The organism is Arthrobacter sp. SD1074B, assembly GCF_056780195.1.
Genome location: NZ_JBRAZT010000001.1, coordinates 1,920,290 through 1,943,789, shown reverse-complemented (window position 1 = coordinate 1,943,789; position 23,500 = coordinate 1,920,290). Strand labels below are relative to the sequence as shown.

The following is a 23,500-nucleotide window of genomic DNA, read 5'->3' as shown; positions in this document are numbered from 1 at the left end:
GTTACGGGACCCGGTGCAGCCACTGCGTGGTGCCGAACTTGGTCTCCACCCGGCGGCGGGCAGCGTCGAGTTCGGCCTCGGTGAGGTCCGCCGGCGTCGCCGCGTACCGTTCGGCGAAGACCTCCATCATGGCGGCGACAATCTCGGCGCGGGCCAGCCCGGTCTGCCGCCGCAGCGGGTCGACGCGTTTCTTGGCACTGGTGGTGCCCTTGTCGGAAAGCTTCTCCTTGCCGATCCGCAGCACCTCGACCATCTTGTCGGCGTCGATGTCGTAACTCATGGTGACGTGGTGCAGCATGCCGCCGTTGGCGAGGCGCTTCTGCGCGGCACCGCCGATCTTGCCCTGGTCGGTGGCGACGTCGTTGAGCGGCACGTAGAAGGCGTTGATGCCGACCTTCTCCAGCGCTGCCATGACCCACGCGTCCAGGAAAGCGTAGGAGTCGGCGAAGCTGATGCCGTCCACGAGGGTTTGCGGCAGGTAGAGCGAATAGGTGATGCAGTTGCCGGCCTCCATGAACATGGCTCCGCCGCCGCTGATCCGGCGGACCACACTGATGCCGTGCCGGCTGACGCCGTCGGGGTGGACCTCGTTGCGGACGGACTGGAAACTGCCGATCACCACGGACGGTTCCTCCCAGTCCCAGAACCGCAGCGTCGGGTTGCGGCGCCCGGCGCCGACCTCCTCGGTGAGGACCTCGTCCAGCGCCACATTCACGTGCGTCGGCAGCACGGACGGGCCGATGATGTTCCAGTGGTGGTCACCCCAGCCGGTGGCCTTGGCCAGGGCCCGGCGGACCGCGATGGCGACCGCCTCGGCGGAGAAGCCGAAGAGCACGGCGTCCTCCGGCAGGGCTGCGGTCACGGCCGCGGCAAGGTCCGCCGCGCCGGCGTCCACCGGCAGCCCGGTGAGGCTGCGGTTGATGGCCAGGAGCGCCTCGTCGGGTTCAAGGAAGAAGTCCCCGCTGATCGAGACGTGGGCCAGGACACCGTCGACGACGTCGAGGTCGGCCACCACCAGCTTGCCGCCGGGCACCTTGTACTCGCCATGGCGCAGGCCGCCGTCGTCCTCGGTGCTGGACGCTGCGGGGGAAGGAAAGGAAGTCATGCCCTTAATCCTGCCCCACTGCCCGGCTGGAACAGAACCCGGCCCGCCCGGCAGCGGGACCGCACCCGGCCGGCCCCCGGGACGCAAAAAGCCCGCACCGTTTCCGGTGCGGGCTTTTCCAGAAGACCTTGGGGGGAAGAAGTTACTTCTTGCCGCCGAAGCCCTTGAAGCGAGCGTTGAAGCGCTCGACGCGGCCTGCAGAGTCCATGATGCGCTGCTTGCCCGTGTAGAACGGGTGGGACTCGGAGGAGATTTCGACGTCGATGACCGGGTAGGTGTTTCCGTCTTCCCACTCGATGGTCTTCGAGGAAGACACGGTGGACTTGGTCAGGAACTTGACGCCGGAAGCCAGGTCGTTGAAAACAACAGCTTCGTACTTCGGGTGGATATCAGACTGCATAATTGGACCTTTGTTCGCGCAACTGGATTTTGCCAGCTGCCAGGTATGAGTGGGAGTGGCTGCCCGGCGCCCAAAGACGCAGCACGGCCAGATATCAATAATAGCCCAGATCCTCCGACTGGACGAACCGGACCGCGCGCGGACTCTCCGGATCCTGCCAACGGCGGGGCGGCCCGGGTTGGGGCATCAGTCGCGGGGCCGCAGTTCCCAGAATGCGACGGCGGACGCGGCCGCGACGTTGAGCGAATCGACGCCGGGGCGCATCGGGATTTTCACGGCCAGGTCGACAGCGGCGAGGGTTGCGTCGCTCATCCCGGCACCCTCGGTGCCGAGGACCAGGGCCAGCCGGTCGGGGTTCCGGCCCGCGAGCATGTCGACGTCCACGGCGTCCGGTGTCAGTTCCATGGCGGCGACGAGGAAGCCGTGCTTCTTCAGCATGGCCAGCTCGCCCGGCCAGTCTTCGAGCCGGGCCCACGGGACCTGGAATACGGTGCCCATGCTCACGCGAACGCTGCGCCGGTAGAGCGGGTCCCCGCAGCGCGGGGAGACCAGCACGGCGTCGAGCCCCAGGGCGGCCGCGGACCGGAAGATCGCACCGACATTCGTGTGGTCCACGATGTCCTCCAGGACCGCGATCCGGCGGGCACCTGCGAGCAGTTCGGGCAGCGGCACGGGAGCGGGGCGGTGCATGGCCGCCATGGCGCCGCGGTGCAGGTGGAAGCCGGTGATTTCCTCCAGCAGCGCGGCCGAGCCGATGTACGCGGGCACATCGGGGTAGGCCTCGAAGACATCGGCGAGGTCCTGGAGCCATTTCTCCGCGAGGAAGAACGAGCGCGGCCGGTGCCCGGCGGCGAGGGCGCGGCGCAGGACCCGGGAGGATTCCGCGATGTACATGCCTTCGGCGGGTTCACGGAGCTTGCGCAGGTGCACGTCGGTCAGCTGGGTGTAGTCGGCAACGCGCGGGTCGTCGGCGGATTCGAGGTAGTGGAAGCTCATGGGCCGTTCAGTTCACCAGCTTGGCGATCATGAACACCAGGGCCACCGTTCCCAGGATGAAGATGACGCCGCGCAGCACCGGGGGCGACAGGCGGCGGCCCACTTTGGAACCGACCAGGCCGCCGATCAGCGAACTGACGGCGATCAGGCCCACGGCGGGCCAGCTGATCCGGTCGAAAGCGAAAAGCAGGTATGACGCTGCGGCAACGAGGTTCACGCCAAGGACCAGGATGTTCTTCATGGCGTTGGCGTTCTGCATGGTGCCGGCCATGAACACTCCGAGGATGCCGACCAGCAGGATTCCCTGCGCCGCCACGAAGTATCCGCCGTAGACGCCCGCGAGGTAGACCAGGGCCACGAGCAGGATCCCGTGCCGTTTGTCCCGGATGGCGTGCTCCGGGTTCTCTTCCCGGTTCTGCACCCAGCGCTGCAGCCTGGGCTGGAACACGACCATCAACAGGGCAACCACGATCAGGGCGGGCGCCGCATACTGGAATACTATTTCCGGCAGGTGCAGCAGCAGGTAGGCGCCGGTGATGCCGCCCAGCAGCGAGGCGGGCAGCAGCCGCAGGAGCTGGTTCCGCCGCCCGGCGAGTTCCTTGCGGTATCCCCAGGCCCCGGCCGCGCTGCCTGCCACCAGGCCCATGGCGTTGCTGATCGAGGCGGTCACCGGGGCGAAGCCGAGGGCGATCAGCACCGGGAACGTCACCAGGGTGCCCGAGCCGACCACGCTGTTGATGGTGCCGGCCCAGAGGCCGGCGAAGAAAATGAAGACGCTACTGAGGAACTCCACGCGCTGTCAGCGGGCCCTTCAGCGGCGTGCGGTGGCGGTGTACCGGCCGCCGGACACACTGACGTCGAGGTCGACGCCGAACGTCTTGCTAAGGTTTTCCGCGGTCAGCACGTCTGCCAGCGGGCCCGAGGCGACTACGCCGCCGTCGCGCATCAGCAGGGCGTGCGTGAAGCCCGGGGGGACCTCTTCGAGGTGGTGCGTGACCAGCACGATCGCGGGGGCGGCCTCATCCCGGGCCAGCTCGCTGAGCCGGTGGACGAGATCTTCGCGGCCGCCCAGGTCAAGGCCGGCGGCGGGCTCGTCGAGCAGCAGCAGTTCCGGGTCCGTCATGAGCGCACGGGCAATCTGCACGCGCTTGCGTTCGCCCTCGGAGAGCGACGCGAACGGGCGGTTCAGCAGCGGGCCCATGCCCCATTCGTTGAGCAGGGCGAAGGCGCGGCGTTCGTCGTCCTTCTCGTAGCCCTCACGCCAGCGGCCGGTGACGCCGTACGCGGCCGTCACCACGACGTTGAGGACCTTTTCGTGCTCGGGAATCTGGTTGGCGAGGGCGGCGGAGGAGAGCCCGATCCGCGGCCTCAGTTCGAAGACGTCTACGGCGCCGAGGATTTCTTCGAGGATCCCGGCCATGCCGCTGGTGGGGTGCAGGCGGGCGGCGGCCACCTGCAGCAGAGTGGTCTTGCCGGCGCCGTTGGGGCCCAGAATCACCCAACGCTCGCCTTCCTTGACCTGCCAGTCAACCTTGTCCAGGAGCGTTTTTGCCCCACGTACAACGCTGACGGCGGCCATTTCAAGAACATCACTCATAGGAGTAGACACTAGGACAAAAAAGCGGACGACTGATAACCGGGCAGGCATCCCGCGGCGGTGTCCCCCGGGCGCGTCACCGGCGCGAAACGAATTCAGGGCGGCTGCGGACCGCTCGCTAGGATTGAGGCCATGAGTTCGAACGTGACCGCGGTCAGCTACGGCGTCAATTTGTCCCTTCCCCAAGTAGAGCAGCTCCGCCGTTCGCTGGCCGGAGCGGGGCTGTCCGTCGGCGCTGAGAGCACCGCCGGCGACGGCCGCTTTTCGGTCTACTCCGCCGACTGCACGCTGGAGGACGCCCTGACGGCCACCCGGCTGGCCGGGCTGCGCCGGAGCATTGCCGCGGCAGGGATTGACGGCGTCGGCACGGCGATTGTGCCCGCCGCCCTGCGGGACGCCCCGCGGAAGTTCCTGATGATGGATGTGGACTCGACGCTGATCCGGCAGGAAGTCATTGAGCTCCTGGCGGCCTATGCCGGCAAACGCGAGGAAGTGACGGCGGTGACAGAGGCGGCCATGCGCGGGGAACTGGACTTTGCGCAAAGTCTGCACGCCCGGGTGGCGGTGCTCGCGGGGCTGCCGGCTGACGTCGTCGAGTCCGTCCGCGCCGAGGTCACCCTGAGCGACGGGGCGTCCGAGCTGGTGGCGGCCTTCAAAGCGGCCGGGCACGCCGTCGCCGTCGTATCAGGCGGCTTCAACCAGATCCTGCGGCCGATCGCCGAGGGCCTGGGGCTGGATTACTGGATCGCCAACGAACTGGAAATTGTCGACGGCGCGCTGACCGGAAAAGTGCTCGGCGACGTCGTGGACCGCGCCGCCAAGGAGAAATACCTGCGGGAGTGGGCCGCCGCCGAGGGCATCCCCATGGAGCACACCATCGCGGTGGGCGACGGGGCCAATGACCTGGACATGCTGGGCGCGGCCGGCATCGGGGTCGCGTTCAACGCCAAGCCGGCCGTCCGCGCAGTGGCAGACGCGGCCGTGAACATGCCGTACCTCGACGCCGTCCGGCACATCGCCGGCGTCTAGGGTCCGGCGCCGTCTATGGCGGGCCGCCTGCTAACACCAGATGGCATGTGGCGGCAGTGTTCTTGAAACCACTGCCGCCACATGCCCTCTCGGCGCTTGTTAGTTGCTGCCTGCGCCGTTCGACTTGTCGAAGTAGTCGGCACCGCCAACGTATTCGGTGTGGCCGGTCTCGACGTCGGCGGTGGCCATCTTCGCGACCTCGGCGGCGAATTCCTTGACCGAATACAGCTTGCCGGCCTCGGCGCGGCGGGCCTCGATGGCGCCCGGGTTGGAGCGGTCCAGCAGCGTGGCGGTAACGGTGCCTTCGATCATGTCGCCGGATACCACGACCAGGGAGATTCCCTTGTCGGCGAGGCTCGGAACGAGCTCGCGGAGTGCGTCCTCGCCGGCGCGCTTGCTGCGGGCGACGGGCTCATATTCGGGCATGGTGGGCACGGTCTCGATGAAGTGGGCTTGGTGGCTGGTCACAAAGACCACCCGCGAGCCTTCCGACATCAGCGGCACGGCGGCATTGAGCATGTTCACCTGGGCGTCGCGGTTCAGCTTGAGCGCGTAGCCCTCTTCCATGCCGGATTCCATGCCGCCCGAGGCGTTGAGGACCAGCAGGTCCAGCGAGCCGAAGTTCTCCATCGCTGCGCTGGCCAGGGCCTGGACACCTTCCTGCGTGGTAAGGTCAGCGCCCACGGCTGCGGCCCGGCCGCCCGCTGCCTCGATTTCCGCGACAACCTTGTTGGCGCGCGGCGCCTTTTGGCGGTAGTTCACGACGACGGCGGCACCCTCGGCGGCGAGAAACTTGGCCACCTCTGCGCCAATGCCGCGCGACGAACCGGTAACGATCGCGGTCTTGTTGTCCAGCAGTCCCATTCGAGCTCCTTTGTTCCAAACGTCCAAATACTGTGGGGTCTGCTGTCCATCATGCCAGCGGTCCGCAGCAATTCGATTGTCCGGGATCCACAAAGAAGCCGCGCAGGCCTAGTTCCGGTGCCAGCGGCGTCCGGGTGGCGGCCGGGTCTCCTCGGGACATGCCCTCCGGGCGGGTCCGGAAGTGCACATGGTGCCTGCGGCTGTTGCGGCTGCCCGCAGCGGCGTAGTCTCGCGGCCATGGGGAGCCGGGGCACTGAGTCCACGCCGGAGGAAATCTTTTACGGGTCACCCCGGGGCCTTGCCCTGTACCGCGCGGTTGAACGGATGCTTTCCGGACCCGCGCCGATCGCAGCAGATCGGCGCGCAACCGATCTGCCTACAGTCGGCCCGGACGCCATCGATCCGCCTGAAATCAGGGCGACAAGAAGCCAGGTCGCCTTCCGCGGGCGGCGCCGCGGCTTCGCCTACGTCTGGTGGCCCGGGCGCTACGTGCGCTCCGACGTGCCGGCCGTGCTCTCGATTGCCGCGGGCAGCCGGATTGACTCGCCCCGGTTCAAGTCGGTGGTGCACCCGTCACCCGGAGTGTGGATGCATCATCTGGAACTTCGTTCCGAGGACGACCTCGACGCCGAAGTGGAGGGCTGGCTGCGGCAGGCCCGGTACGAGGCCGACTAAAGCCACGCGCGGCGCCTGTCCGCAGCCGGCCGGCAGACACCCGCAGGACCCGAGGGAACCCTCGGTGAGGTGCCGGCCGGCGGTGGGACGGGCCGGTCAGGCGCGGTCTACCCGGATCTTCTTGGTCGCCTCGCCCGGCGCCGCCACGGGGGCAGGCGCGCGGACTTCCAGGACACCGTCCTTGTAGCTGGCGGTGATGTCTTCTTCCTTGGCCCCGGCCGGCAGGGCGATGCTGCGCAGGAAAGAGCCATAGCGGAACTCCGAACGGTACCCCGTCTTGCTCTTGTGTTCGGTCTTCTCCTCGCGTTCGGCCCTGATGTGCAGCATGCCTTCGCTGACCGACACATCGACGTCCTTGTCGGGATCGATGCCGGGAACTTCCGCCCGTACCACCAGGGTGTTTCCGTCCTGGAACTGCTCGACCTTGATGGTCGAGGCCATCGTCAAGTCACCGTCGAGGAAGCGGCGGACGGGCTCCAACATGTCCGAGGGTGCCCACTTGCTGAGATCAGCCATAATAATCCTCCTGGGTCCACGCCCCTGCCTTGGCGTGGTCAGGGGCTGTAAGGCCATTACATGCCCCCGGCCGCGGCGCCGCCTAGGGCCAAAGGCCCGGCCCCGGGGAGGGAACCCTCCGGGGCCGTCGGACGCCACGGTCGCCGTCGGCCCTCCGCCGGCAGACCCAGCGGGCAGGTCCGGCCAGGCCTAGTGGCCCATGCCGAGGCCGCCGTCGACCGGGATGACAGCACCGGAGATGTAGGCCGCCTCATCGCTGGCGATCCAGCGCACGACGTCGGCGACTTCAGACGCTTCGGCGAAGCGGCCCGCAGGAACCTTGGACAGATAGTCCTTCTGCGTGGATTCCGGCAGTTCGGCGGTCATGTCCGTGTTGATGAAGCCCGGCGCCACGACGTTGGCGGTGATGCCGCGAGCCCCGAGTTCGCGGGTGAGTGAGCGGGCAATGCCAACGAGGCCGGCCTTCGACGCGGAGTAGTTGATCTGGCCAGGCGCCCCGTAGAGGCCGGACACGGAGGAAATGAGCACGACGCGGCCCTTGCGGGACCGGATCATGCCCTTGGAGGCGCGCTTGATAACGCGGAAGGCGCCGGTGAGATTCGTGTCGATCACCGACGTGAAATCGTCCTCGCTCATCCGCATCAGGAGCGTGTCCTTGGTGATGCCGGCGTTGGCGACGAGGACCTCCACGGGCCCGTGCGCCGCCTCGACTTCGGCAAACGCGGCGTCCACGGAGGCCTCATCAGTAACGTCGGCTTTGACGCCGAGAATACCGGCCGGGAGGGTGGTATCGCTGCGGTAGGTGACAGCGACCTTGTCGCCGTTGGCCAGGAAGGATTCCGCGATGGCAAGGCCGATGCCCCGGTTGCCGCCGGTGATCAGGACGCTGCGGCCGGTGGAGGTTGCTTCAGACATATTGGACTCCGGGATTCTGCGGCTCACTGGCACCGCGTTGGTGGGCTGGATTTTCCTGCCTCCGATCTTAGCCTCCGGCACGAACGTCCCCGGCCCGCGCGCGGGCCGGCTGTTTGGGCGCCCCCGCCGATGGTGAGAGAATCGAAGGAAGCCTATGGAGCGTGATCTGACAGCCGTGACAAACAAGAACCGACCCGGTGAGCGGTCGTCCGGGGAGTACTCCGGTGACACCGAGGTCCATAGCATTACCGACGCCGCCACCGCCCACTCGGAAGAGATGCGCCAGCGGATGATCAAGTATGCCGTGGCCATGGGCATCCGGATGATCTGCCTGGTCCTCGTGTTCGTCGTGGACGGCTGGTTCAAGGTCCTCCCCATCATTGGAGCCGTCTTCCTGCCTTGGTTTGCGGTCGTGATCGCCAACGGCAGCGACCGCGCCGAAGTCCACAGCGAGTCGCTGATCGATTACGTCCCGATGGGCGAACTGGACGCGCCACGCCCAGCGGAAACTCCCGGCCAGGGCCCGCCGGCGGCGGATGACGCCCCCATCACGCTGCTGAAGGGCGAGCTGATTGACGACGACGACGAAGACCACAGGCGGGCTGCTTCATGAACATTTTTGACCTTGCCGGCTCTCCAGCCGAGCCTGCATCGGCGATGTGCTCGCGCAAGGCCTGCCGCGCCGACGCCGAGTGGCAGCTGCTGTGGAACAACCCGAAGATCCACACCCCGGAGCGCCGCAAAATCTGGCTCGCCTGCGCGGAACACCGCGCCTGGCTGGAGGAATATCTGCAGACGCGCGGGCTCTGGAAGGACACGGTCGCGCTGGACGGCGCACCGGACGCCGCGCCGTCAACGACCGCTCCGGGCAGGGCCGGCTGAATGTACCGCTTCCTTTTCTCCAGCAAGTGGCTGGGCTACCTGTTGCTGGCCGCCATTTTTGCCACCGCGTGCGTGTTCCTGGGCCGCTGGCAGATGGACCGCCGGGCCGAGACCCTCGCGGAGATCAACCGCGTCGTCTCGAATTACTCCGCGACCCCGATCCCCTTCGCGGACGCCCGGGACCAGTTCATCAAGCTCGACGCCGACCGGGAGTGGACGCAGGTGGAGCTGCGCGGCCGCTACGACGAAGCCGGGCAGCGGATTGTCCGCAACCGCCCGCTCAACGGACAGCCCGGCTATGAAGTGGTGGTCCCGTTCAAGCTGGAGTCCGGCGAAACGGTCGTGATCGACCGCGGTTGGCTCCCTATCGGCAACAAGACTCCCGGAAGCCCGGACTCGGTCCCGGCCCCGCCGCCCGGCACCATCACAGTGGTGGCCCGGCTCAAGCCTGCCGAGCCGGAGTTGCAGCGCGGTGCCCCGGCCGGACAGCTGGCGTCGATCGACCTGGCCAGCTACTCGTCCCAGCTCGGGTATCCGCTGCTCACCGGCGCCTATGGCCAACTGGCTTCGGAAACCCCGCCGGTCGCGGACATGCCCGTCGGCTTTCCCAAGCCGTCCACCGAGGAAGGCACCCACCTGTCCTATTCGCTGCAGTGGTTTGCCTTTGGCGTCCTCATGTTCGTGGGCTTCGGTTACGCGGCGCGGCAGCAGGCCCGGAACGCCGCGATTGATGCGGAGGATGCCGAGGGCCAGGACGCCGGCGACGGGTACCTGCACGCGAGCAACCCGGCCCCCCGCCGTCGGACAGTCCCACGCAAACGCAAGACTGCCACGGCCGAGGAAGTGGAAGACGCGATCCTGGACGCCCAGGGATTCTGAAGGAGCACCGTATGGACCCCGACGCCGTAGCCAACGTCCGGCGCGCGCTCCTCACGGCGGGCGCCGCGGACACCGTGGCTATTTTTGAGTCCGCCGTGCCGACGGCGGCGGCGGCAGCGCACGCTTTGGGCTGCGACGTCGCGGCGATCACCAACAGCCTCATCTTCGACCTGGACGGCGCTCCCCTGCTCATCCTTGCCAGCGGCGCAGCCAAGGTGGACGTCCGCAGAGTGGAAGCCAGCCTCGGCTCCGGGACGATCCGCCGTGCCTCCCCCGACTTCGTCCTGCACCACACCGGTCAGCGCGTCGGCGGAGTGGCCCCGGTCGGCCACCCGGCGAAGATCAGTACCCTGCTGGACGACTCCCTCTCAGCCCACCCCATCCTCTGGGCCGGCGCCGGAGACCACAACTCCATGTTCTCGATCACCTACCAGGAACTCCTCCGCATCACCGCCGCGCAACAAATGCCCGTCCGCTAGGAAGGTGAACTGGCGCCAAGCGCAACGGTGACATGACCGATAGCGCAGCGACGCGTTGGATTTGCGTAGCGTGCGTCTAAGCGAGGAACGAGCGAGCACGCGGCAAATCGAGCGCGCCGAGGCGCGAAGGCGACCGCGACGTAGCGGAAGGCGAGCCTGGTGGGCCTACGCCAGCGTGATCAGATCCAGGTAGTCCTCGTTCCAGAGGTCCTCGACGCCGTCAGGCAGCAACACGACACGCTCCGGGTTGAGCGCCTCGACGGCCCCCTCATCGTGGCTCACCAGGACGACGGCGCCCGTGTAGTTGCGCAGCGCACCGAGGATTTCCGAGCGGCTGGCCGGGTCGAGGTTGTTGGTGGGCTCGTCCAGGAGCAGCACATTCGCGCTCGACGCCACGATGGTGGCCAGCGCCAGCCGGGTCTTCTCACCGCCGGAGAGCACACCCGCGGGCTTGTCGACGTCGTCGCCGGAGAACAGGAACGAGCCCAGGATCCCGCGGACCTCGGAGTCGTTCATGTCCGGCGCGGCCGAACGCATGTTCTGAAGCACGGTGCGATCGACGTCGAGCGTCTCATGCTCCTGCGCGTAGTAGCCCACCTTGAGCCCGTGGCCGGGGATGACTTCACCGGTGTCGGGCTTGTCGACGCCGGCGAGCATGCGCAGCAGCGTCGTTTTGCCGGCGCCGTTGAGGCCCAGGATGACCACCTTGGAGCCGCGGTCGATCGCGAGGTCGACGTCAGTGAAGATTTCCAGCGAACCGTAGGACTTGCTGAGGCCGTCGGCGGTGAGCGGGGTCTTGCCGCAGGGCGACGGGTCCGGGAAGCGCAGGGCGGCTACGCGGTCGTTCTCGCGCACCGCTTCAAGTCCGCCGAGCAGCCGCTCGGCGCGCTTGGCCATGTTCTGGGCGGCGACGGCCTTGGTGGCCTTGGCGCGCATCTTGTTGGCCTGGTCCATCAGGACCTGGGCTTTCTTTTCGGCGTTGGCGCGTTCGCGCTTGCGGGCGCGCTCGTCGGTTTCGCGCTGCGTCAGGTAGCGCTTCCAGTCCATGTTGTAGAAGTCGATCTGCGCGCGGTTGGCGTCCAGCAGGAAGACCTTGTTCACCGTGGCTTCGAGCAGTTCGGTGTCGTGGCTGATCACGATCAGGCCGCCCTGGTGGTTCTTGAGGAAGTCGCGCAGCCAGGCGATGGAGTCGGCGTCGAGGTGGTTGGTGGGCTCATCGAGGAGCATCGTCTCGGCATCGGAGTAGAGGATGCGGGCGAGCTCCACACGGCGGCGCTGGCCGCCGGAGAGGGTCTTGAGCGGCTGGTTCAGCAGCCTGTCCGGCAGGGCGAGGTTGGAGCAGATCGCTGCGGCCTCGGCCTCGGCAGCGTAGCCGCCCGCGGCGAGGAATTCGGATTCCAGCCGGTCGTAGCGGTTCATGGCTTTGCGCTGGATGTTGGCGTCCTCGCTGGCCATCTCCTCGTGCGCGACCCGGAGCTTGCCGACCGCGATGTCGAGGCCGCGGGCGGACAGGATCCGGTCCCGGGCCAGCTGCTCCATGTCCGGCGTGCGGGGATCCTGCGGCAGATAGCCGATCTCACCGCTGCGGGTAACCTTCCCCGCGGCGGGAAGGCCCTCGCCGGCCAGCACGCGGGTCAGCGTGGTCTTGCCTGCACCGTTACGGCCAACGAGGCCGATCTTGTCTCCCTTGTCGATCCGGAAACTCACCTGGTCCATAAGCAGACGGGCGCCGGCGCGCAGTTCGAGATCCTGGACGGTAATCAATGCAGCTAAGGCCTTTCACAACAGGGAACGCCGCGGCACAACGGATGAAATCTGGACGGGGCCGGGGCAGTGTGGCCAAGAGTTCGGCCTCTACCAGTCTACCGGCACCTCCCCTGCCGGGTGACATCGGGCAACGCCGCGGACGACGGCGGCCGGCCCCCACCCTCGCCGGCCGCCGCTTCGCCGAATTGGCGCAGTTGTCCAGCGAGGGGGCCGCCGCTTAGTGGAAGGCCTACAAAATGGCCGCGTTGCCGCGGACGTATCGTCGGAAGTGAGACCTCCGGACCGACTACGCGACAGGAAACACCATGAGCAACGCCGACAATGCCGTCACCGACGCCGGCACCACAAAACCAATCGGTTCCAGTGCCACGACGTCCAAGGGAACCCGGCGGAAGCGCTGGGATGCGACCGACCTGGGACTGATCGCGGTCTTCGCCGCCCTGGTCGCGGCGTCGGCGCTTGTTGCGGCCATCCCGGTGGCCGGCCTGGGTGTGCCGATCACGTTGCAGACCCTTGCGGTGATGCTCACCGGACTCGCGCTGGGGGCGGGCCGCGCCTTTGCCGCCGTCGGGCTCTACCTGCTCCTGGGCTTCGCGGGGCTGCCGATCTTCAGCGGCGGGCGCAGCGGCCTGGGAGTGCTGGCCGGACCGTCGGCAGGCTACATCGTCGGCTTCCTGCTGGCGGCCACCGCCGTCGGTGCCCTGACCGCCGTCGTGCTGCGCCGCACGGCCGCCCGCTCCGGGAAGCTCCGGGCCGTGCTGCTCTTCTGCTCCGCCATGGTCAGCAGCATCGTCTTTGTCCACGGGCTGGGCATCCTTGGCATGATGGTCAACGCCAAACTCAGCTTCTCCGCGGCTTTCGTGGCCGACCTCGCGTTCTACCCCGGCGACATCATCAAGAACGTCCTTGCCGTCACGATTGCACTCGCCCTGCACAAGGCCTTCCCTGACCTGCTGGTCCGCCGCATCCGGCGGGCAGACGGACGCGCATGAGCATTGTCCTGGACCGCGCGGCCGTCCGGATTGCCGTTGACGGCTCGCCGGAACCCAAGACGCTGCTCCACGCCACGTCCCTGGACCTGACGGAGCGGCGGATCGGCGTGATCGGGGCCAACGGATCCGGCAAGTCGACGCTCCTGCGGTTGCTGAACGGCCTTGTTGCGCCGACCTCCGGCACTGTCACGGTCTCCGGTGCGGACACCGTCCACGAGGTGCGGGCCGTACGCCGCCGAGTGGGCTTTGTCTTCACCGATCCGCTCTCGCAGCTGGTGATGCCCACCGGCCGCGAGGACGTGGAATTGTCCCTGCGCCGCTCGGTGCGGAACGCCGGCCAACGACGCGCCCTGGCCGAAGCGGCCCTAGAGCGTTTTGGGCTGCTGGCGCTGGCGGACCAGAGTGTCTACGAGCTCTCCGGAGGCGAGCGGCAGCTGGTGGCCCTCGCCGCCGTGCTGGCCGTCAAGCCGGACATCCTGGTGCTGGATGAGCCGTCCACGCTGCTGGACCTGCGGAACCGCGAACTGCTGCGCCGCACCCTGGCCGGGTTGGAACAGCAGGTCATCCTGTCCACGCACGACCTGGACCTTGCCTTGGATCTGGACCGGGTGCTCGTGGTGGACGCCGGGAAGATCGTGTTTGACGGCGGGGCGGCCGCCGCCGTCGCGAAGTACCGGAAACTGTGCGCTGCCGATCCCGCTGCTGTGCCACCCGGCCGCGGGGATACGGCGCGGCCATGAGAGGCCATGGCTTCCTGCTGGCCAACTATGTGCCGGGGAATTCCCCGGTGCACCGCGCTCCGCTGTGGCTGAAGTTCCTGCTGGTGCTGGCCTGCGGGATGGGGTCATTTCTGCTGGCCGACTGGGCCGCGGCGGCCGTGGGGCTTGCGCTGCTGTCCGGGGTATTCCTGCTCAGCGGGGCAGGTGCCCGGAGGCTGCTTCGCGCGGTCCGGCCGGTCCTGCCCGTGCTGGCCATGATTGGCCTGTTCCAATGGTGGCAGCTCGGCGGCCCCGCTGCGGCGCGGATCGTGTTGAATGTCCTGGTCTGTGTGGTGGCCGCGTCGATCCTGACCGCCACCACTCCGGTCCAGGCCCTGTTGGACGGTGTGGCTTCGCTGGCCCGGCCGTTCCGCCGTCTCGGAGCCGATCCCGAGCGGTTTGCGCTGACGATTGCCGTGATGCTGCGCAGCATCCCTTTCATCGCAGGCGCCTATGCCGATGTCCGTGATTCGGCCCGCGCCCGGGGCCTGGAGCGTAACCCCCGCGCGTTGGTGCTGCCGGTATTCATCACCACGGTGGCGTTTGCCCGGCAGACCGGCGAGGCCCTGGCGGCCCGCGGATTGGGCGAGACGGAGGACTGGGAGGACTAAGCCCGGCCGCCGGGACATGTCCGCCCGGCGGCTATTGGAACGACCGGTACTCGAAGAGCGCGGCGGTCCCCATCCCGCCGGCGATGCTGATCATGGCCAGCGCCAGTGTGCCCTGCACCGGATCCCGGCGGGCCTGGGCCAGCAGCCGCGTCACGAGCACTGCGCCGGACGCCCCGTAGGCATGGCCGAAGGCAAGGGCTCCGCCGTCGAAGTTGGCGCGGTGCGGTTCGATGCCCAGCTGATCGAGGCATGCCAGCGCCTGCGAGGCAAAGGCCTCGTTGAACTCGACCAGTCCGAGGTCCCCGGGCGCGACGCCGGAACCGGTGAGCAGGCGTTCCGCGGCGGCGGCCGCGCCCATCCCCAGCAGTGCCGGTTCGACGCCGGCGGTGTCCGTCCCGACCACCAGCAGGCCGTCGCGGACACCGAGGGCACGCGCCCGGGCCAGCGAGGTAACCACCACGGCGGCGGCCCCGTCCGCGTCGAAGCAGGAGTTCCCGGCGGTGACGCTCCCGCCGGGAACGAACGCGGCCGGAAACCGGGCCAGCACCGCAGGTGTCAGGGTACGGCGCGGCCCGTCATCAGGGATGGCAAGGCCATCGGGCCCGGGCAAGCCCACAACCTCGCCATCGAAGGCACCGGCCGCTGCGGCGTCGAGGGCCCGCCGGTGGCTGCGCAGCGCGAAGTCGTCCTGCCGCTGCCGCGAAATGCCGAAACGGACAGCCACGTTTTCGGCGGCCACCCCCATGTCCGGGTCACCGTAGCGGGCAGGCGCGAACCGGGCCCGGCGGTAGAACTGTGGCTCGCCCCCGGCGCCGGGACGGGCACGGAGCGGGGCCGTGCTGACGCTCTCCACACCGCCGGCGAGGTACATCCCCCCGCCTCCGCCGCCGGGACCGCCCCCGAAGGGGCCTCCGGAGGCGACCAGCCGGGATGCCAGTACTATCGCGTCCAGCCCGGAACCGCATTGCCGGTCCACCGTCAGCCCGGGAACGCTCACCGGCAGTCCGGCTTCGAGGGCCGCCAGCCGGGCAATGTTGCCACCGCCGCCCACCGCGTTGCCTACCACCACGTCGGAGACCTGGTCTGCAGCGGCGCCCGTGTCGGCCAGCAGGCGGCGCAGCACCGGCGCCAGCAGCTCTTCGGCGTGCCGGGTCTTCAGGGCACCGTGGGCCCGGCAGACCGGGGTCCGCCGTGCGGCGATGATGACGGGTTGCCGGTCCGCCGGCAGCGGATCCTCAGCCAAGGCGCCGGATCCGCGGGTCGTTGCGGGCGATCCATTCAAGCAGGAGCGGACGGCTGGGCTTTCCGCGGTCGGTGAGGGGCAGCTCGGCCAGCAGGTAATAATCCAGCGGCCGCTTGTTCCGGGCCAGGACGTCCTCGACGCCGGCCTTCAGCTGCGTTCCCGTCAGGCCGCCGTGCGAGGGCAGCACCGCTGCCACGACGCGCTGGCCGCGCAGGTCGTCCGCCTGCCCGGCGGCCACCGCGGCCGCGACTCCCGGGACCGACGCGAGGGCCAGCTCCACCTCGTGCGGGTACACGTTGGTGCCCGCGGTGACGATCATGTCCGAGCGGCGGCCCAGCAGGTGCAGGGTCCCGCCGGACAGGTAGCCCTGGTCCCCCACGGTGTACCAGCCGTCGAAGCACCGCAGCGCCTCGCCGTCGTCGCCCCAGAGGTAGCCGTCGCTGACCATCCCGCTGCGCACGCAGATGTTGCCGTCGTGCCCGTCCGGCACCGGGGCTCCGCCGTCGTCCAGGATCCTGATCCCGACGCCGGGAAACGGGCCGCCGATCCCGGTCCCCAGGCCGGGGCCCCCGAGTGCCGGTGCCTCGCCCGGCCGGAGGCCCGCGCCGGCGACGAAACTGAGCTCGGCGGCGCCGTAGTACTCGAAGATCGTTGCGTTCGGCGCCCAGCGGCGTGCGGCTTCCAGGGTCCGCGCGTCGAGCTTGGAACCGGCGCAGATGATGCTGCGCAGCCCGGAGGCGTCCACCCCGCCGGCGAGGCCGCGCTCGCTCAGCAGCCGAAGCATCGTGGGCACCAGCACCAGGCGCGTGATGCCGTCGTGGCTGACTGCGGTGTGTGCGTCCCCGACGTCGAAATGGTCGAGGGTGTGGAATTCGGAGCCGGCATACAGGCACTCCGCGAGGGCATAGAGGTTGAGGCTGGCGGCCAGCGGCCCGGGCGCGAGCGTCCTGTCGTCCGGGGCCAGGCCGAAGAACTCGACGGAGGAGTCGAAGGACAGCTGCCAGGAACGCCGTGAACGGCTGAACGCCTTGGGCAGCGCCGTGGTCCCGGAGGTGAGCCCGATCAGGAACGGCGACTCGGGCGGTCCGTCGGCGAGGTCGCTGCCCAGCTCGGCGCCGGCGGCGGGGACGGTGTCCGCGATCCGCGCGGTCAAGCTGCCGAGGAGCTGTTGCGGCCAGGTGGGGTCCAGCACGGCGCAGCGGCGGCTACCGGCCACCGCCGCCGCGAAGGCGGCGGCGAAATCCGTGGAGTTGCGCTCGGCCAGCACTGTCACGGCCGGCGTCACCGGGACGAGCGCGGCCGCGACGTTCCGCAGCTCGGACCAGCTCAGTCGTTTTCCGGCCACGACGACGGCGGTGCCGTCAGGGCGCTCGTCGGCCCAGCGCTGGAGTCTGTCGAGAAAAGGCATCGGATCAACTTTACCGGGCAACGGCGCCCGTACTACCGGGGGGAGGATATTGTTTCAGCATGAGTTTCAATGACAACGTGCAGCTGGACCCGTCGCAGGTCCAGAGCCGCGGCGGCATGGGCCGCGGAACCAAAATAGGCGGCGGGATCGGCGGCGGCATTGTGCTGCTCTTGGCCGCGCTGTTCGGCATCAACCCGCAGCTCCTGGAGGGCCTGGCCGGCGGCACCCAGGACCAGCAGTCGCAGAGCCAGGGCACCGCTCCGGCGTGCAAGACCGGCGCGGACGCCGACGCCCGCCTGGAGTGCCGGATCGTGGGCACGGTCAACAGCCTGAACGCGTTCTGGCCGGACTACCTGGCGCAGTACAACAAGAAATACCCGCGACCGGACACGGTCCTTTTCCGCGGTGCAACCAGCACCGGCTGCGGTTCCGCCACCTCGGAGGTCGGCCCGTTCTACTGCCCCGCCGACCAGACGGCGTACTTCGATCCGGGCTTCTTCCAGGAGCTCGTGGACCGCTTCGGCTCCTCCGGCGGCCCGCTGGCGCAGGAGTACGTGGTGGCCCACGAGTTCGGCCACCACATCCAGAATGTCCTCGGCACCATCGACCGTGCCCAGCAGGACCCGCAGGGTCCGCAGTCCGGCGCGGTGCGGGTGGAGCTCCAGGCCGATTGCTACGCGGGCCTATGGGTGCGCTACGCCACCACCACCAAGGACCCGAAGAGCGGCCAGCCGTTCCTGGAACCGCTCAAGACCCAAGACCTGCAGGACGCCCTGTCCGCGGCTTCCTCGGTGGGCGATGACCGGATCCAGAAGGCCGCCACCGGCCGCGTCTCGCCGGAGTCCTGGACCCACGGCTCCAGCGCGCAGCGGCAGAAGTGGTTCTACCAGGGCTACAAGACCGGCGACATCAATCAGTGCGACACCTTCAAGGTCGCCACCCCGTAGCCCATCGGCTGCTCCTTAACCGCCCGTTTGGCGTGCTGAAAGGGCGGCTGCGGAGCAATCGATGCCATCAGGGCAGAAAAACGACGGCGGCCGGCCACCTTCTGTGCGAAGGTGACCGGCCGCCGTCGTGGTTCGCCGTGACAGTGGGGATCCTAGATGTTGAAACCCAGGGCTCGCATCTGGTCGCGGCCGTCTTCGGTGATCCGCTCCGGACCCCATGGCGGCATCCACACCCAGTTCAGCCGCCAGTCGTCGACAATGCCGTCCAGGGCCTTGCCCACCTGCTCCTCGATCACGTCGGTGAGCGGGCAGGCCGCCGTGGTCAGCGTCATGTCAATCAGCAGGGCGCCGTCGTCGTCGGAGTACTTCAGGCCGTAGAGCAGGCCCAGGTCAACGATGTTCACGCCCAGTTCAGGGTCGATCACGTCCTTGAGTGCCTCTTCGACATCCTCGAGGCCCGTGCGGGCCATATTGATTTCGGTCATGGCTCAGTCCTAACTAGGCCTGTGCTGCGGCGTCGGCGGCAGCGATGGCGGCGGCTCCGGCGCCCGGGAGGTAACGGTCGTAGCCTTCTTCTTCAAGGCGGTCGGCCAGCTCCGGGCCGCCTTCTTCGACAACCTTGCCGTCCACGAACACGTGCACGAATTCCGGCTTGATGTAGCGCAGGATCCGGGTGTAGTGCGTGATCAGCAGGGTGCCCATGTTGCCTTCGGCGTGGGCGCGGTTGACGCCCTCGGAGACGACCTTCAGCGCGTCGACGTCCAGGCCGGAGTCGGTCTCGTCGAGGATGGCGAACTTCGGCTTGAAGAGCTCCAACTGGAGGATTTCCACGCGCTTCTTTTCGCCGCCGGAGAAGCCCTCGTTGACGTTCCGCTGGGTGAAGTCGGCGTCAATGCGCAGCTGCGCCATGGCGGCCTTGACGTCCTTGGTCCAGGTGCGAAGCTTGGGCGCTTCGCCGTCGATCGCGGTCTTGGCAGTGCGCAGGAAGTTGGTCATGCTGACGCCGGGAACCTCAACCGGGTACTGCATGGCCAGGAACAGTCCGGCGCGGGCGCGCTCGTCGACGCTCATCGCGAGGACGTCTTCGCCGTCGAGCGTGATGGTTCCGCTCGTGACGTTGTAGCGCGGGTGGCCGGCGATGGTGGACGCCAGGGTGGACTTCCCGGAGCCGTTGGGGCCCATGATGGCGTGGGTCTGGCCGGTCTTGATGGTCAGGCTGACGCCCTTAAGGATTTCCTTGGTGCCCTGCTCGGTGTCAATGCTGACGTGCAGGTCCTTGATCTCAAGAGTGGACATGTGTCTTGTTCTCCTCTGCACCGCCACCTCGGCGGTGGTGCGTTTTCTCGTCGATAAGTTTTCTTGAAGCTGGCTGGCCGGCCCGCGGGGGCAAGCGGGGCTCGCCCCCGCGGTCAGCTGAAGTTCGGGGCCTCGGCGCCGTTGAGGATGGTGCTGACGTCCACATAGACGTCGTCATCCTGGATGGTGACGGCAAAGACCGGCACGGGATCGTAGGCGGGCAGCTGGAGCGGCTGGCCGCTGCGCAGGTCGAACTGGGAGCCGTGGCCCCAGCACTCGATCTTGCAGCCTTCCACCTCCCCCTCGGAGAGCGAGATGTCCGCGTGCGAGCAGGTGTCACCGATGGCGTGGATCTCCCCCATCGAGTCCTTGACGACCGCGACCGGGTAGTCGTCGATCAGGATCCGCAGCGCCTGCTTGACCTGGATCTCGCTGGCGTTGCAGACCAGCTCGCCCTTTGGCTGTTCCGTCATGTTCTTGTCCCGTGCTTCTCTAGTGGTCCGTGGCGGCGAGCTCGCGCTCGACGGCGGCCGTGAGGCGATCTTCAATGACTGGAACCTTGATCTGCTGGATGATCTCGTTCAGGAATCCACGGACCACGAGCCGGCGGGCCACCTTTTCCGGAATGCCGCGGGCCATCAGGTAGAACAGGTGCTCGTCGTCGAAGCGGCCGGTGGCGCTGGCGTGGCCGGCGCCGGCGATCAGGCCGGTCTCGATCTCGAGGTTGGGCACGGAATCCGCGCGGGCGCCGTCGGTGAGGACCAGGTTGCGGTTGGCCTCGTAGGTGTCGGTGCCTTCGGCTTCCTTGCGGATCAGGACGTCACCCACCCAGACGGTGTGCGCGTTCCGGCCCTGCAGGGCGCCCTTGTAGAGCACGTTGGACTTGCAGTTGGGAACCGCGTGGTCCACGAACAGGCGCTGCTCGAGGTGCTGGCCGGCGTCGGCGAAGTACAGGCCGAACAGTTCGGCTTCCGCGCCGGGCGCGGTGAAGCGGGCCGACGGCGTCACACGGACGAGGTCGCCGCCGAGGCTGACGACGATGTGCTTGAACTTGGCGTCGCGGCCCAGCTTTGCCTGCTGGGAGGACGCGTGCACGGCGTCGTCGTTCCATTCCTGCAGCGAGATGACGGTAAGCTGCGCGCCGTCTTCAACCAGGATTTCGACGTTTTCCGAGACGACGGCGCTGCCCTGGTGGTCCAGTACAACAACGGCCTTGGAGAACTTCTCCGCGATGATCACGATGTGCTGCGCGGAGGCCGCGTCGCCCTGGCCGGTCAGGACCACGCTGACCTCGCCCACGGCCTGGACTTCGGCGGGCACCGTGATGACGGTGGCCTCGGTGAAGTTCTCCCAGGCGTTGGCCGAAACCCGGTCTTCCGGGATCGCTGCGGAGCCGATGCGGGCATCGTCGCGTCCCACGGTCTCAACCCGGACGCTCTCCGGGCCGGTGACGGCCACGGACGGTGCGGCACCGCTGAGGACCTCGGTGTGCAGGCCGCGGAGGCGCTTGAGCGGGGTGAACCGCCAGTCTTCCTCCATGCCGGTCAGCGGCTTGAAGTCCGCCAGCTGGTAGGAGGTCAGGCGGCCGGCGCGCGAGCTGTCCGGCACGCCGACGCCGCCGCCGTGCGAGTGCGCCTTGACGGCTTCGCCGGCCAGCGGGGCCTTCGACTCGGCGGTGTTCAGCGGCGAGAGGCTTTCGCCTTCCTCGGTGAAACCGTCAATGAACGGCTGGGATGAGGGCGCGCCGATGCGGGCCTTTTCAGTAGTGATGTCAGTCATTAACCGACCGATCCTTCCATCTGCAGTTCAATCAGGCGGTTCAGCTCGAGGGCGTATTCCATCGGCAGTTCACGGGCGATCGGCTCGATGAAGCCGCGCACGATCATTGCCATGGCCTCGTCTTCGCGCATCCCGCGGGACATCAGGTAGAACAGCTGCTCTTCGCTGACGCGCGAGACCGTGGCCTCGTGCCCCATGGTGACGTCGTCCTCGCGGATGTCGATGTACGGGTAGGTGTCCGAGCGGCTGATGGTGTCCACCAGCAGCGCGTCACAGCGGACCGTGTTGGCGGAGTGCTTGGCGCCTTCGCGGACCTGGACCAGGCCGCGGTAGGCGGCACGGCCGCCGCCGCGGGCCACGGACTTGGAGATGATCGAGCTCTTCGTGTTCGGGGCGATGTGCACCATCTTCGACCCGGTGTCCTGGTGCTGGCCTTCGCCGGCGAACGCGATCGAGAGGGTCTCGCCCTTCGCGCCCTCACCGACGAGGTAAACGGCCGGGTACTTCATGGTGACCTTGGAACCGATGTTGCCATCGATCCACTCCATCGTGGCGCCCTCTTCGCAGATGGCGCGCTTGGTGACCAGGTTGTACACGTTGTTGGACCAGTTCTGGATGGTCGTGTAGCGGACGCGGGCGCCCTTCTTCACGATGATCTCCACCACGGCGGAGTGCAGCGAGTCCGAGGTGTAGATCGGGGCGGTGCAGCCCTCGATGTAGTGGACGTAGGAGTCCTCATCCGCGATGATCAGGGTCCGCTCGAACTGGCCCATGTTTTCCGTGTTTATGCGGAAGTAGGCCTGCAGGGGAATGTCCACGTGGACGCCCTTGGGCACGTACACGAAGGACCCGCCGGACCACACGGCCGTGTTCAGCGAGGCGAACTTGTTGTCGCCCACCGGGATGATGGTGCCGAAGTACTCCTGGAAGATCTCCGGGTGCTCCCGCAGCGCGGTGTCCGTGTCCAGGAAGATGACGCCCTGGGCTTCCAGGTCCTCGCGGATCTGGTGGTAGACAACCTCGGACTCGTACTGGGCGGCGACGCCGGAGACGAGGCGGCTGCGCTCGGCTTCCGGGATGCCCAGCTTCTCGTAGGTGTTGCGGATGTCCTCGGGCAGGTCCTCCCAGGTGGCGGCCTGCTTTTCGGTGGAGCGCACGAAGTACTTGATGTTGTCGAAGTCGATGCCGGACAGGTCCGCGCCCCACGTGGGCATGGGCTTGCGGTCGAAGTACTTCAGGCCCTTGAGGCGGAGGTCGAGCATCCACTCCGGCTCGTTCTTCTTGGCCGAGATGTCACGCACGACGTCCTCATTGATACCACGGCGGGCGTTCGCGCCGACGTCGTTCTTGTCGGCCCAGCCGTATTCGTAGGTGCCGATTCCGTGGAGCTCGGGATTCTTTTCCAGAATCTCCGAGATCACAGTGGATTCAGCAACCTTCTTCTCTGATAGTTGGTCCGTCATCACGGCCTTTCTTGCAGATGGTTGGATACTTCGTCCGGGTTGCCCGGGCCCGCGGGGCTGGTAGCCCCGCCGGCGGCCGGACGGCCCGTAGGTATGTGGGTGGTGCAGACGTGGCCGCCGCGCGCGAGCGTGGAGAGCCTGCGCACATCGACGCCGACCAGCCGGGAGAACAGTTCGGTCTCCACCTCGCAGAACACGGGGAACTGGGCGGCGAGCTGCTGGATGGGGCAGTGCCCCTGGCACAGCTGGACGCTGGAGAGGGCCGCCGGGAGCGGGGCCTTGGCCTCGATCGACTGCGCCGAGGCGACAAACCCGTCGCGGCTCAACGCCTCGGACAGTGCCTGGGCGCGGGCGGTGATGTCGGTCCCCGCCCGCTCGATTTCTGGCGCATAGCGGCGTTCCATGTCGGCGAACCGCTCGACGGCGAACTCCCGCACCGCGTCGGAACCCGCCGTTTCGCCGAGGCGCCGCAGGGCGGAACTGGCGATATCGAGGTAGTCGTTCCCGAGCGTGGACTGGCCCTGCGAACTGAGTACGTAGCGGCGGGCCGGGCGGCCGGCACCGGCGCCGGCGCGGGCGGCCCGTTTGACCTCGATCACGCCGTGGCGTGACAGGTGGTCCAGGTGGCGGCGGACCGCAGCGGGGGTGAATCCCAGCAGCTCGCCGAGCTCGGCGGCGCTGATCGGGCCGTGTTCGAGCACTGCGCCCAGCACACGGTCCCGGGTGCGTTCCTCGGCGTCGGCGGCATGCGCCGACGGCATGGCAGCCGGCACTGCAACGGGCCCTGCAGCGGGCTCGGCAGGCTCACGCGACCCCGCGCGCACGGCAGGCACGGCGGAGGTAGTTGGGCTCATGGAATACACAACACAATCATGTCGTAATTTAGTCCCCCGATCCAG

General features: G+C 68.0%; 26 protein-coding genes and 1 pseudogene. 10 read left to right on the top strand and 17 right to left on the bottom strand.

Annotated elements, in window-relative coordinates; genetic code table 11:
• Position 1 precedes the first annotated feature (1 nt).
• From lplAB to ACUYM2_RS08990, 5 genes are all read right to left on the bottom strand, one after another.
• Positions 2 to 1,105, bottom strand: a complete 1,104-nt coding sequence (gene lplAB / locus ACUYM2_RS09010; RefSeq protein WP_481599762.1) for a lipoate-protein ligase LplAB — start codon at positions 1,103 to 1,105, stop codon at positions 2 to 4.
• Between the two features lie 142 nt (positions 1,106 to 1,247).
• Complete coding sequence (locus ACUYM2_RS09005; protein WP_056739465.1) at positions 1,248 to 1,505, bottom strand: type B 50S ribosomal protein L31; 258 nt, start codon at positions 1,503 to 1,505, stop codon at positions 1,248 to 1,250.
• Between the two features lie 186 nt (positions 1,506 to 1,691).
• The gene (locus ACUYM2_RS09000) at positions 1,692 to 2,501 is read right to left on the bottom strand and encodes a TrmH family RNA methyltransferase (protein WP_481599761.1); all 810 of its coding nucleotides are present in this window, start codon (positions 2,499 to 2,501) and stop codon (positions 1,692 to 1,694) included.
• Between the two features lie 7 nt (positions 2,502 to 2,508).
• Complete coding sequence (locus ACUYM2_RS08995) at positions 2,509 to 3,294, bottom strand: sulfite exporter TauE/SafE family protein (RefSeq protein WP_481599760.1); 786 nt, start codon at positions 3,292 to 3,294, stop codon at positions 2,509 to 2,511.
• Between the two features lie 18 nt (positions 3,295 to 3,312).
• On the bottom strand, positions 3,313 to 4,098 hold the full coding sequence (locus ACUYM2_RS08990) for an ABC transporter ATP-binding protein (RefSeq protein WP_479780145.1): 786 nt from the start codon (positions 4,096 to 4,098) through the stop codon (positions 3,313 to 3,315).
• Positions 4,099 to 4,230: 132 nt separating this feature from the next.
• On the opposite strand from ACUYM2_RS08990, the gene serB reads away from it, so the two are divergent.
• Positions 4,231 to 5,127 carry a phosphoserine phosphatase SerB gene (serB, locus tag ACUYM2_RS08985; protein WP_481599759.1) on the top strand — a complete coding sequence of 299 codons (897 nt, stop codon included), beginning with the start codon at positions 4,231 to 4,233 and terminating at the stop codon, positions 5,125 to 5,127.
• Positions 5,128 to 5,226: 99 nt separating this feature from the next.
• On the opposite strand, the gene ACUYM2_RS08980 is transcribed toward serB, so the two are convergent.
• The gene (locus ACUYM2_RS08980; RefSeq protein WP_481599758.1) at positions 5,227 to 5,991 is read right to left on the bottom strand and encodes an SDR family oxidoreductase; all 765 of its coding nucleotides are present in this window, start codon (positions 5,989 to 5,991) and stop codon (positions 5,227 to 5,229) included.
• A gap of 324 nt (positions 5,992 to 6,315) precedes the next feature.
• On the opposite strand from ACUYM2_RS08980, the gene ACUYM2_RS08975 reads away from it, so the two are divergent.
• Complete coding sequence (locus ACUYM2_RS08975) at positions 6,316 to 6,666, top strand: DUF5655 domain-containing protein (RefSeq protein WP_481599757.1); 351 nt, start codon at positions 6,316 to 6,318, stop codon at positions 6,664 to 6,666.
• A gap of 96 nt (positions 6,667 to 6,762) precedes the next feature.
• On the opposite strand, the gene ACUYM2_RS08970 is transcribed toward ACUYM2_RS08975, so the two are convergent.
• Together ACUYM2_RS08970 and fabG are read right to left on the bottom strand one after the other, a co-directional pair.
• Positions 6,763 to 7,182, bottom strand: a complete 420-nt coding sequence (locus ACUYM2_RS08970; RefSeq protein WP_481599756.1) for an Hsp20/alpha crystallin family protein — start codon at positions 7,180 to 7,182, stop codon at positions 6,763 to 6,765.
• 189 nt (positions 7,183 to 7,371) lie between these two features.
• Complete coding sequence (gene fabG, locus ACUYM2_RS08965) at positions 7,372 to 8,097, bottom strand: 3-oxoacyl-ACP reductase FabG (protein WP_481599755.1); 726 nt, start codon at positions 8,095 to 8,097, stop codon at positions 7,372 to 7,374.
• Between the two features lie 154 nt (positions 8,098 to 8,251).
• Here fabG and ACUYM2_RS08960 point away from each other — a divergent pair, with 154 nt between their 5' ends.
• The 4 genes from ACUYM2_RS08960 to ACUYM2_RS08945 are packed head-to-tail and all read left to right on the top strand — an operon-like array spanning position 8,252 to position 10,337.
• Positions 8,252 to 8,710 carry a DUF3099 domain-containing protein gene (locus ACUYM2_RS08960; RefSeq protein ID WP_481599754.1) on the top strand — a complete coding sequence of 153 codons (459 nt, stop codon included), beginning with the start codon at positions 8,252 to 8,254 and terminating at the stop codon, positions 8,708 to 8,710.
• Positions 8,707 to 8,979 (top strand): hypothetical protein, encoded by a 273-nt coding sequence (locus ACUYM2_RS08955; protein ID WP_481599753.1) that lies wholly within the window; start codon positions 8,707 to 8,709, stop codon positions 8,977 to 8,979. The genes ACUYM2_RS08960 and ACUYM2_RS08955 overlap by 4 nt, the downstream gene beginning before the upstream one ends.
• On the top strand, positions 8,980 to 9,858 hold the full coding sequence (locus tag ACUYM2_RS08950; RefSeq protein ID WP_481599752.1) for an SURF1 family cytochrome oxidase biogenesis protein: 879 nt from the start codon (positions 8,980 to 8,982) through the stop codon (positions 9,856 to 9,858).
• A gap of 11 nt (positions 9,859 to 9,869) precedes the next feature.
• On the top strand, positions 9,870 to 10,337 hold the full coding sequence (locus ACUYM2_RS08945; protein ID WP_481599751.1) for a YbaK/EbsC family protein: 468 nt from the start codon (positions 9,870 to 9,872) through the stop codon (positions 10,335 to 10,337).
• 165 nt (positions 10,338 to 10,502) lie between these two features.
• Here ACUYM2_RS08945 and ACUYM2_RS08940 read toward each other — a convergent pair whose 3' ends face one another.
• Positions 10,503 to 12,101 (bottom strand): ABC-F family ATP-binding cassette domain-containing protein, encoded by a 1,599-nt coding sequence (locus ACUYM2_RS08940; protein WP_481599750.1) that lies wholly within the window; start codon positions 12,099 to 12,101, stop codon positions 10,503 to 10,505.
• Positions 12,102 to 12,409: 308 nt separating this feature from the next.
• Here ACUYM2_RS08940 and ACUYM2_RS08935 point away from each other — a divergent pair, with 308 nt between their 5' ends.
• The 3 genes and pseudogenes from ACUYM2_RS08935 to ACUYM2_RS08925 all read left to right on the top strand — a co-directional run bounded on the left by ACUYM2_RS08935 (position 12,410) and on the right by ACUYM2_RS08925 (position 14,465).
• Entirely contained in the window at positions 12,410 to 13,096 is a 687-nt protein-coding gene (locus tag ACUYM2_RS08935; protein ID WP_481599749.1) for a biotin transporter BioY, read from the top strand.
• A 98-nt stretch (positions 13,097 to 13,194) separates the two neighbouring features.
• A pseudogene (locus ACUYM2_RS08930) lies at positions 13,195 to 13,836 on the top strand (energy-coupling factor ABC transporter ATP-binding protein); the annotation flags it as partial.
• The gene (locus tag ACUYM2_RS08925) at positions 13,833 to 14,465 is read left to right on the top strand and encodes an energy-coupling factor transporter transmembrane component T family protein (protein ID WP_481599748.1); all 633 of its coding nucleotides are present in this window, start codon (positions 13,833 to 13,835) and stop codon (positions 14,463 to 14,465) included. The pseudogene ACUYM2_RS08930 and the gene ACUYM2_RS08925, both read left to right, overlap by 4 nt.
• Positions 14,466 to 14,496: 31 nt before the next feature.
• Here the strand turns inward: ACUYM2_RS08925 and ACUYM2_RS08920 are convergent, their stop codons facing one another.
• Positions 14,497 to 15,708: a thiolase family protein gene (locus tag ACUYM2_RS08920; RefSeq protein WP_481599747.1), complete on the bottom strand. Its 1,212-nt coding sequence runs from the start codon at positions 15,706 to 15,708 to the stop codon at positions 14,497 to 14,499.
• Positions 15,701 to 17,116 (bottom strand): class I adenylate-forming enzyme family protein, encoded by a 1,416-nt coding sequence (locus tag ACUYM2_RS08915; protein ID WP_481599746.1) that lies wholly within the window; start codon positions 17,114 to 17,116, stop codon positions 15,701 to 15,703. The genes ACUYM2_RS08920 and ACUYM2_RS08915 overlap by 8 nt, the downstream gene beginning before the upstream one ends.
• A 59-nt stretch (positions 17,117 to 17,175) precedes the next feature.
• Between ACUYM2_RS08915 and ypfJ the strand changes: the two genes are divergently transcribed.
• The gene (ypfJ, locus tag ACUYM2_RS08910) at positions 17,176 to 18,063 is read left to right on the top strand and encodes a KPN_02809 family neutral zinc metallopeptidase (RefSeq protein ID WP_481599745.1); all 888 of its coding nucleotides are present in this window, start codon (positions 17,176 to 17,178) and stop codon (positions 18,061 to 18,063) included.
• A gap of 152 nt (positions 18,064 to 18,215) precedes the next feature.
• On the opposite strand, the gene ACUYM2_RS08905 is transcribed toward ypfJ, so the two are convergent.
• The 6 genes from ACUYM2_RS08905 to ACUYM2_RS08880 all read right to left on the bottom strand — a co-directional run bounded on the left by ACUYM2_RS08905 (position 18,216) and on the right by ACUYM2_RS08880 (position 23,362).
• Complete coding sequence (locus ACUYM2_RS08905; RefSeq protein ID WP_138769377.1) at positions 18,216 to 18,548, bottom strand: metal-sulfur cluster assembly factor; 333 nt, start codon at positions 18,546 to 18,548, stop codon at positions 18,216 to 18,218.
• Positions 18,549 to 18,561: 13 nt separating this feature from the next.
• A complete protein-coding gene (sufC, locus tag ACUYM2_RS08900) occupies positions 18,562 to 19,359 on the bottom strand; it encodes a Fe-S cluster assembly ATPase SufC (protein ID WP_441418699.1) in 798 nt (265 codons plus the stop codon).
• Between the two features lie 113 nt (positions 19,360 to 19,472).
• Positions 19,473 to 19,832 carry a non-heme iron oxygenase ferredoxin subunit gene (locus ACUYM2_RS08895; RefSeq protein ID WP_346958137.1) on the bottom strand — a complete coding sequence of 120 codons (360 nt, stop codon included), beginning with the start codon at positions 19,830 to 19,832 and terminating at the stop codon, positions 19,473 to 19,475.
• Positions 19,833 to 19,851: 19 nt separating this feature from the next.
• Positions 19,852 to 21,138, bottom strand: coding sequence for a Fe-S cluster assembly protein SufD (sufD, locus tag ACUYM2_RS08890; RefSeq protein ID WP_481599744.1), 1,287 nt, complete (start codon positions 21,136 to 21,138; stop codon positions 19,852 to 19,854).
• Positions 21,138 to 22,601, bottom strand: a complete 1,464-nt coding sequence (gene sufB / locus ACUYM2_RS08885) for a Fe-S cluster assembly protein SufB (protein ID WP_479780112.1) — start codon at positions 22,599 to 22,601, stop codon at positions 21,138 to 21,140. Before sufB ends, sufD begins: the two co-directional genes overlap by 1 nt.
• Positions 22,601 to 23,362 (bottom strand): helix-turn-helix transcriptional regulator, encoded by a 762-nt coding sequence (locus tag ACUYM2_RS08880; RefSeq protein WP_481601449.1) that lies wholly within the window; start codon positions 23,360 to 23,362, stop codon positions 22,601 to 22,603. Before ACUYM2_RS08880 ends, sufB begins: the two co-directional genes overlap by 1 nt.
• Between the last annotated feature and the right edge of the window lie 138 nt (positions 23,363 to 23,500).

Excerpts from the sequence above, each read along its gene's own strand:
- ACUYM2_RS08880 (WP_481601449.1), bottom strand. The coding sequence starts at position 23,362 with ATGCCGTCGGCGCATGCCGCCGACGCCGAGGAACGCACCCGGGACCGT.
- ypfJ (WP_481599745.1), top strand. The coding sequence starts at position 17,176 with ATGAGTTTCAATGACAACGTGCAGCTGGACCCGTCGCAGGTCCAGAGC.
- ACUYM2_RS08925 (WP_481599748.1), top strand. The coding sequence starts at position 13,833 with ATGAGAGGCCATGGCTTCCTGCTGGCCAACTATGTGCCGGGGAATTCC.
- ACUYM2_RS08915 (WP_481599746.1), bottom strand. The coding sequence starts at position 17,116 with ATGCCTTTTCTCGACAGACTCCAGCGCTGGGCCGACGAGCGCCCTGAC.
- ACUYM2_RS08945 (WP_481599751.1), top strand. The coding sequence starts at position 9,870 with ATGGACCCCGACGCCGTAGCCAACGTCCGGCGCGCGCTCCTCACGGCG.
- lplAB (WP_481599762.1), bottom strand. The coding sequence starts at position 1,105 with ATGACTTCCTTTCCTTCCCCCGCAGCGTCCAGCACCGAGGACGACGGC.
- sufD (WP_481599744.1), bottom strand. The coding sequence starts at position 21,138 with ATGACTGACATCACTACTGAAAAGGCCCGCATCGGCGCGCCCTCATCC.
- sufB (WP_479780112.1), bottom strand. The coding sequence starts at position 22,601 with ATGACGGACCAACTATCAGAGAAGAAGGTTGCTGAATCCACTGTGATC.
- ACUYM2_RS08960 (WP_481599754.1), top strand. The coding sequence starts at position 8,252 with ATGGAGCGTGATCTGACAGCCGTGACAAACAAGAACCGACCCGGTGAG.
- serB (WP_481599759.1), top strand. The coding sequence starts at position 4,231 with ATGAGTTCGAACGTGACCGCGGTCAGCTACGGCGTCAATTTGTCCCTT.
- ACUYM2_RS08980 (WP_481599758.1), bottom strand. The coding sequence starts at position 5,991 with ATGGGACTGCTGGACAACAAGACCGCGATCGTTACCGGTTCGTCGCGC.
- ACUYM2_RS08970 (WP_481599756.1), bottom strand. The coding sequence starts at position 7,182 with ATGGCTGATCTCAGCAAGTGGGCACCCTCGGACATGTTGGAGCCCGTC.
- ACUYM2_RS08935 (WP_481599749.1), top strand. The coding sequence starts at position 12,410 with ATGAGCAACGCCGACAATGCCGTCACCGACGCCGGCACCACAAAACCA.
- fabG (WP_481599755.1), bottom strand. The coding sequence starts at position 8,097 with ATGTCTGAAGCAACCTCCACCGGCCGCAGCGTCCTGATCACCGGCGGC.
- ACUYM2_RS08990 (WP_479780145.1), bottom strand. The coding sequence starts at position 4,098 with ATGAGTGATGTTCTTGAAATGGCCGCCGTCAGCGTTGTACGTGGGGCA.
- ACUYM2_RS09000 (WP_481599761.1), bottom strand. The coding sequence starts at position 2,501 with ATGAGCTTCCACTACCTCGAATCCGCCGACGACCCGCGCGTTGCCGAC.
- ACUYM2_RS08950 (WP_481599752.1), top strand. The coding sequence starts at position 8,980 with ATGTACCGCTTCCTTTTCTCCAGCAAGTGGCTGGGCTACCTGTTGCTG.
- ACUYM2_RS08955 (WP_481599753.1), top strand. The coding sequence starts at position 8,707 with ATGAACATTTTTGACCTTGCCGGCTCTCCAGCCGAGCCTGCATCGGCG.
- ACUYM2_RS08905 (WP_138769377.1), bottom strand. The coding sequence starts at position 18,548 with ATGACCGAAATCAATATGGCCCGCACGGGCCTCGAGGATGTCGAAGAG.
- ACUYM2_RS09005 (WP_056739465.1), bottom strand. The coding sequence starts at position 1,505 with ATGCAGTCTGATATCCACCCGAAGTACGAAGCTGTTGTTTTCAACGAC.
- sufC (WP_441418699.1), bottom strand. The coding sequence starts at position 19,359 with ATGTCCACTCTTGAGATCAAGGACCTGCACGTCAGCATTGACACCGAG.
- ACUYM2_RS08895 (WP_346958137.1), bottom strand. The coding sequence starts at position 19,832 with ATGACGGAACAGCCAAAGGGCGAGCTGGTCTGCAACGCCAGCGAGATC.
- ACUYM2_RS08975 (WP_481599757.1), top strand. The coding sequence starts at position 6,316 with ATGCTTTCCGGACCCGCGCCGATCGCAGCAGATCGGCGCGCAACCGAT.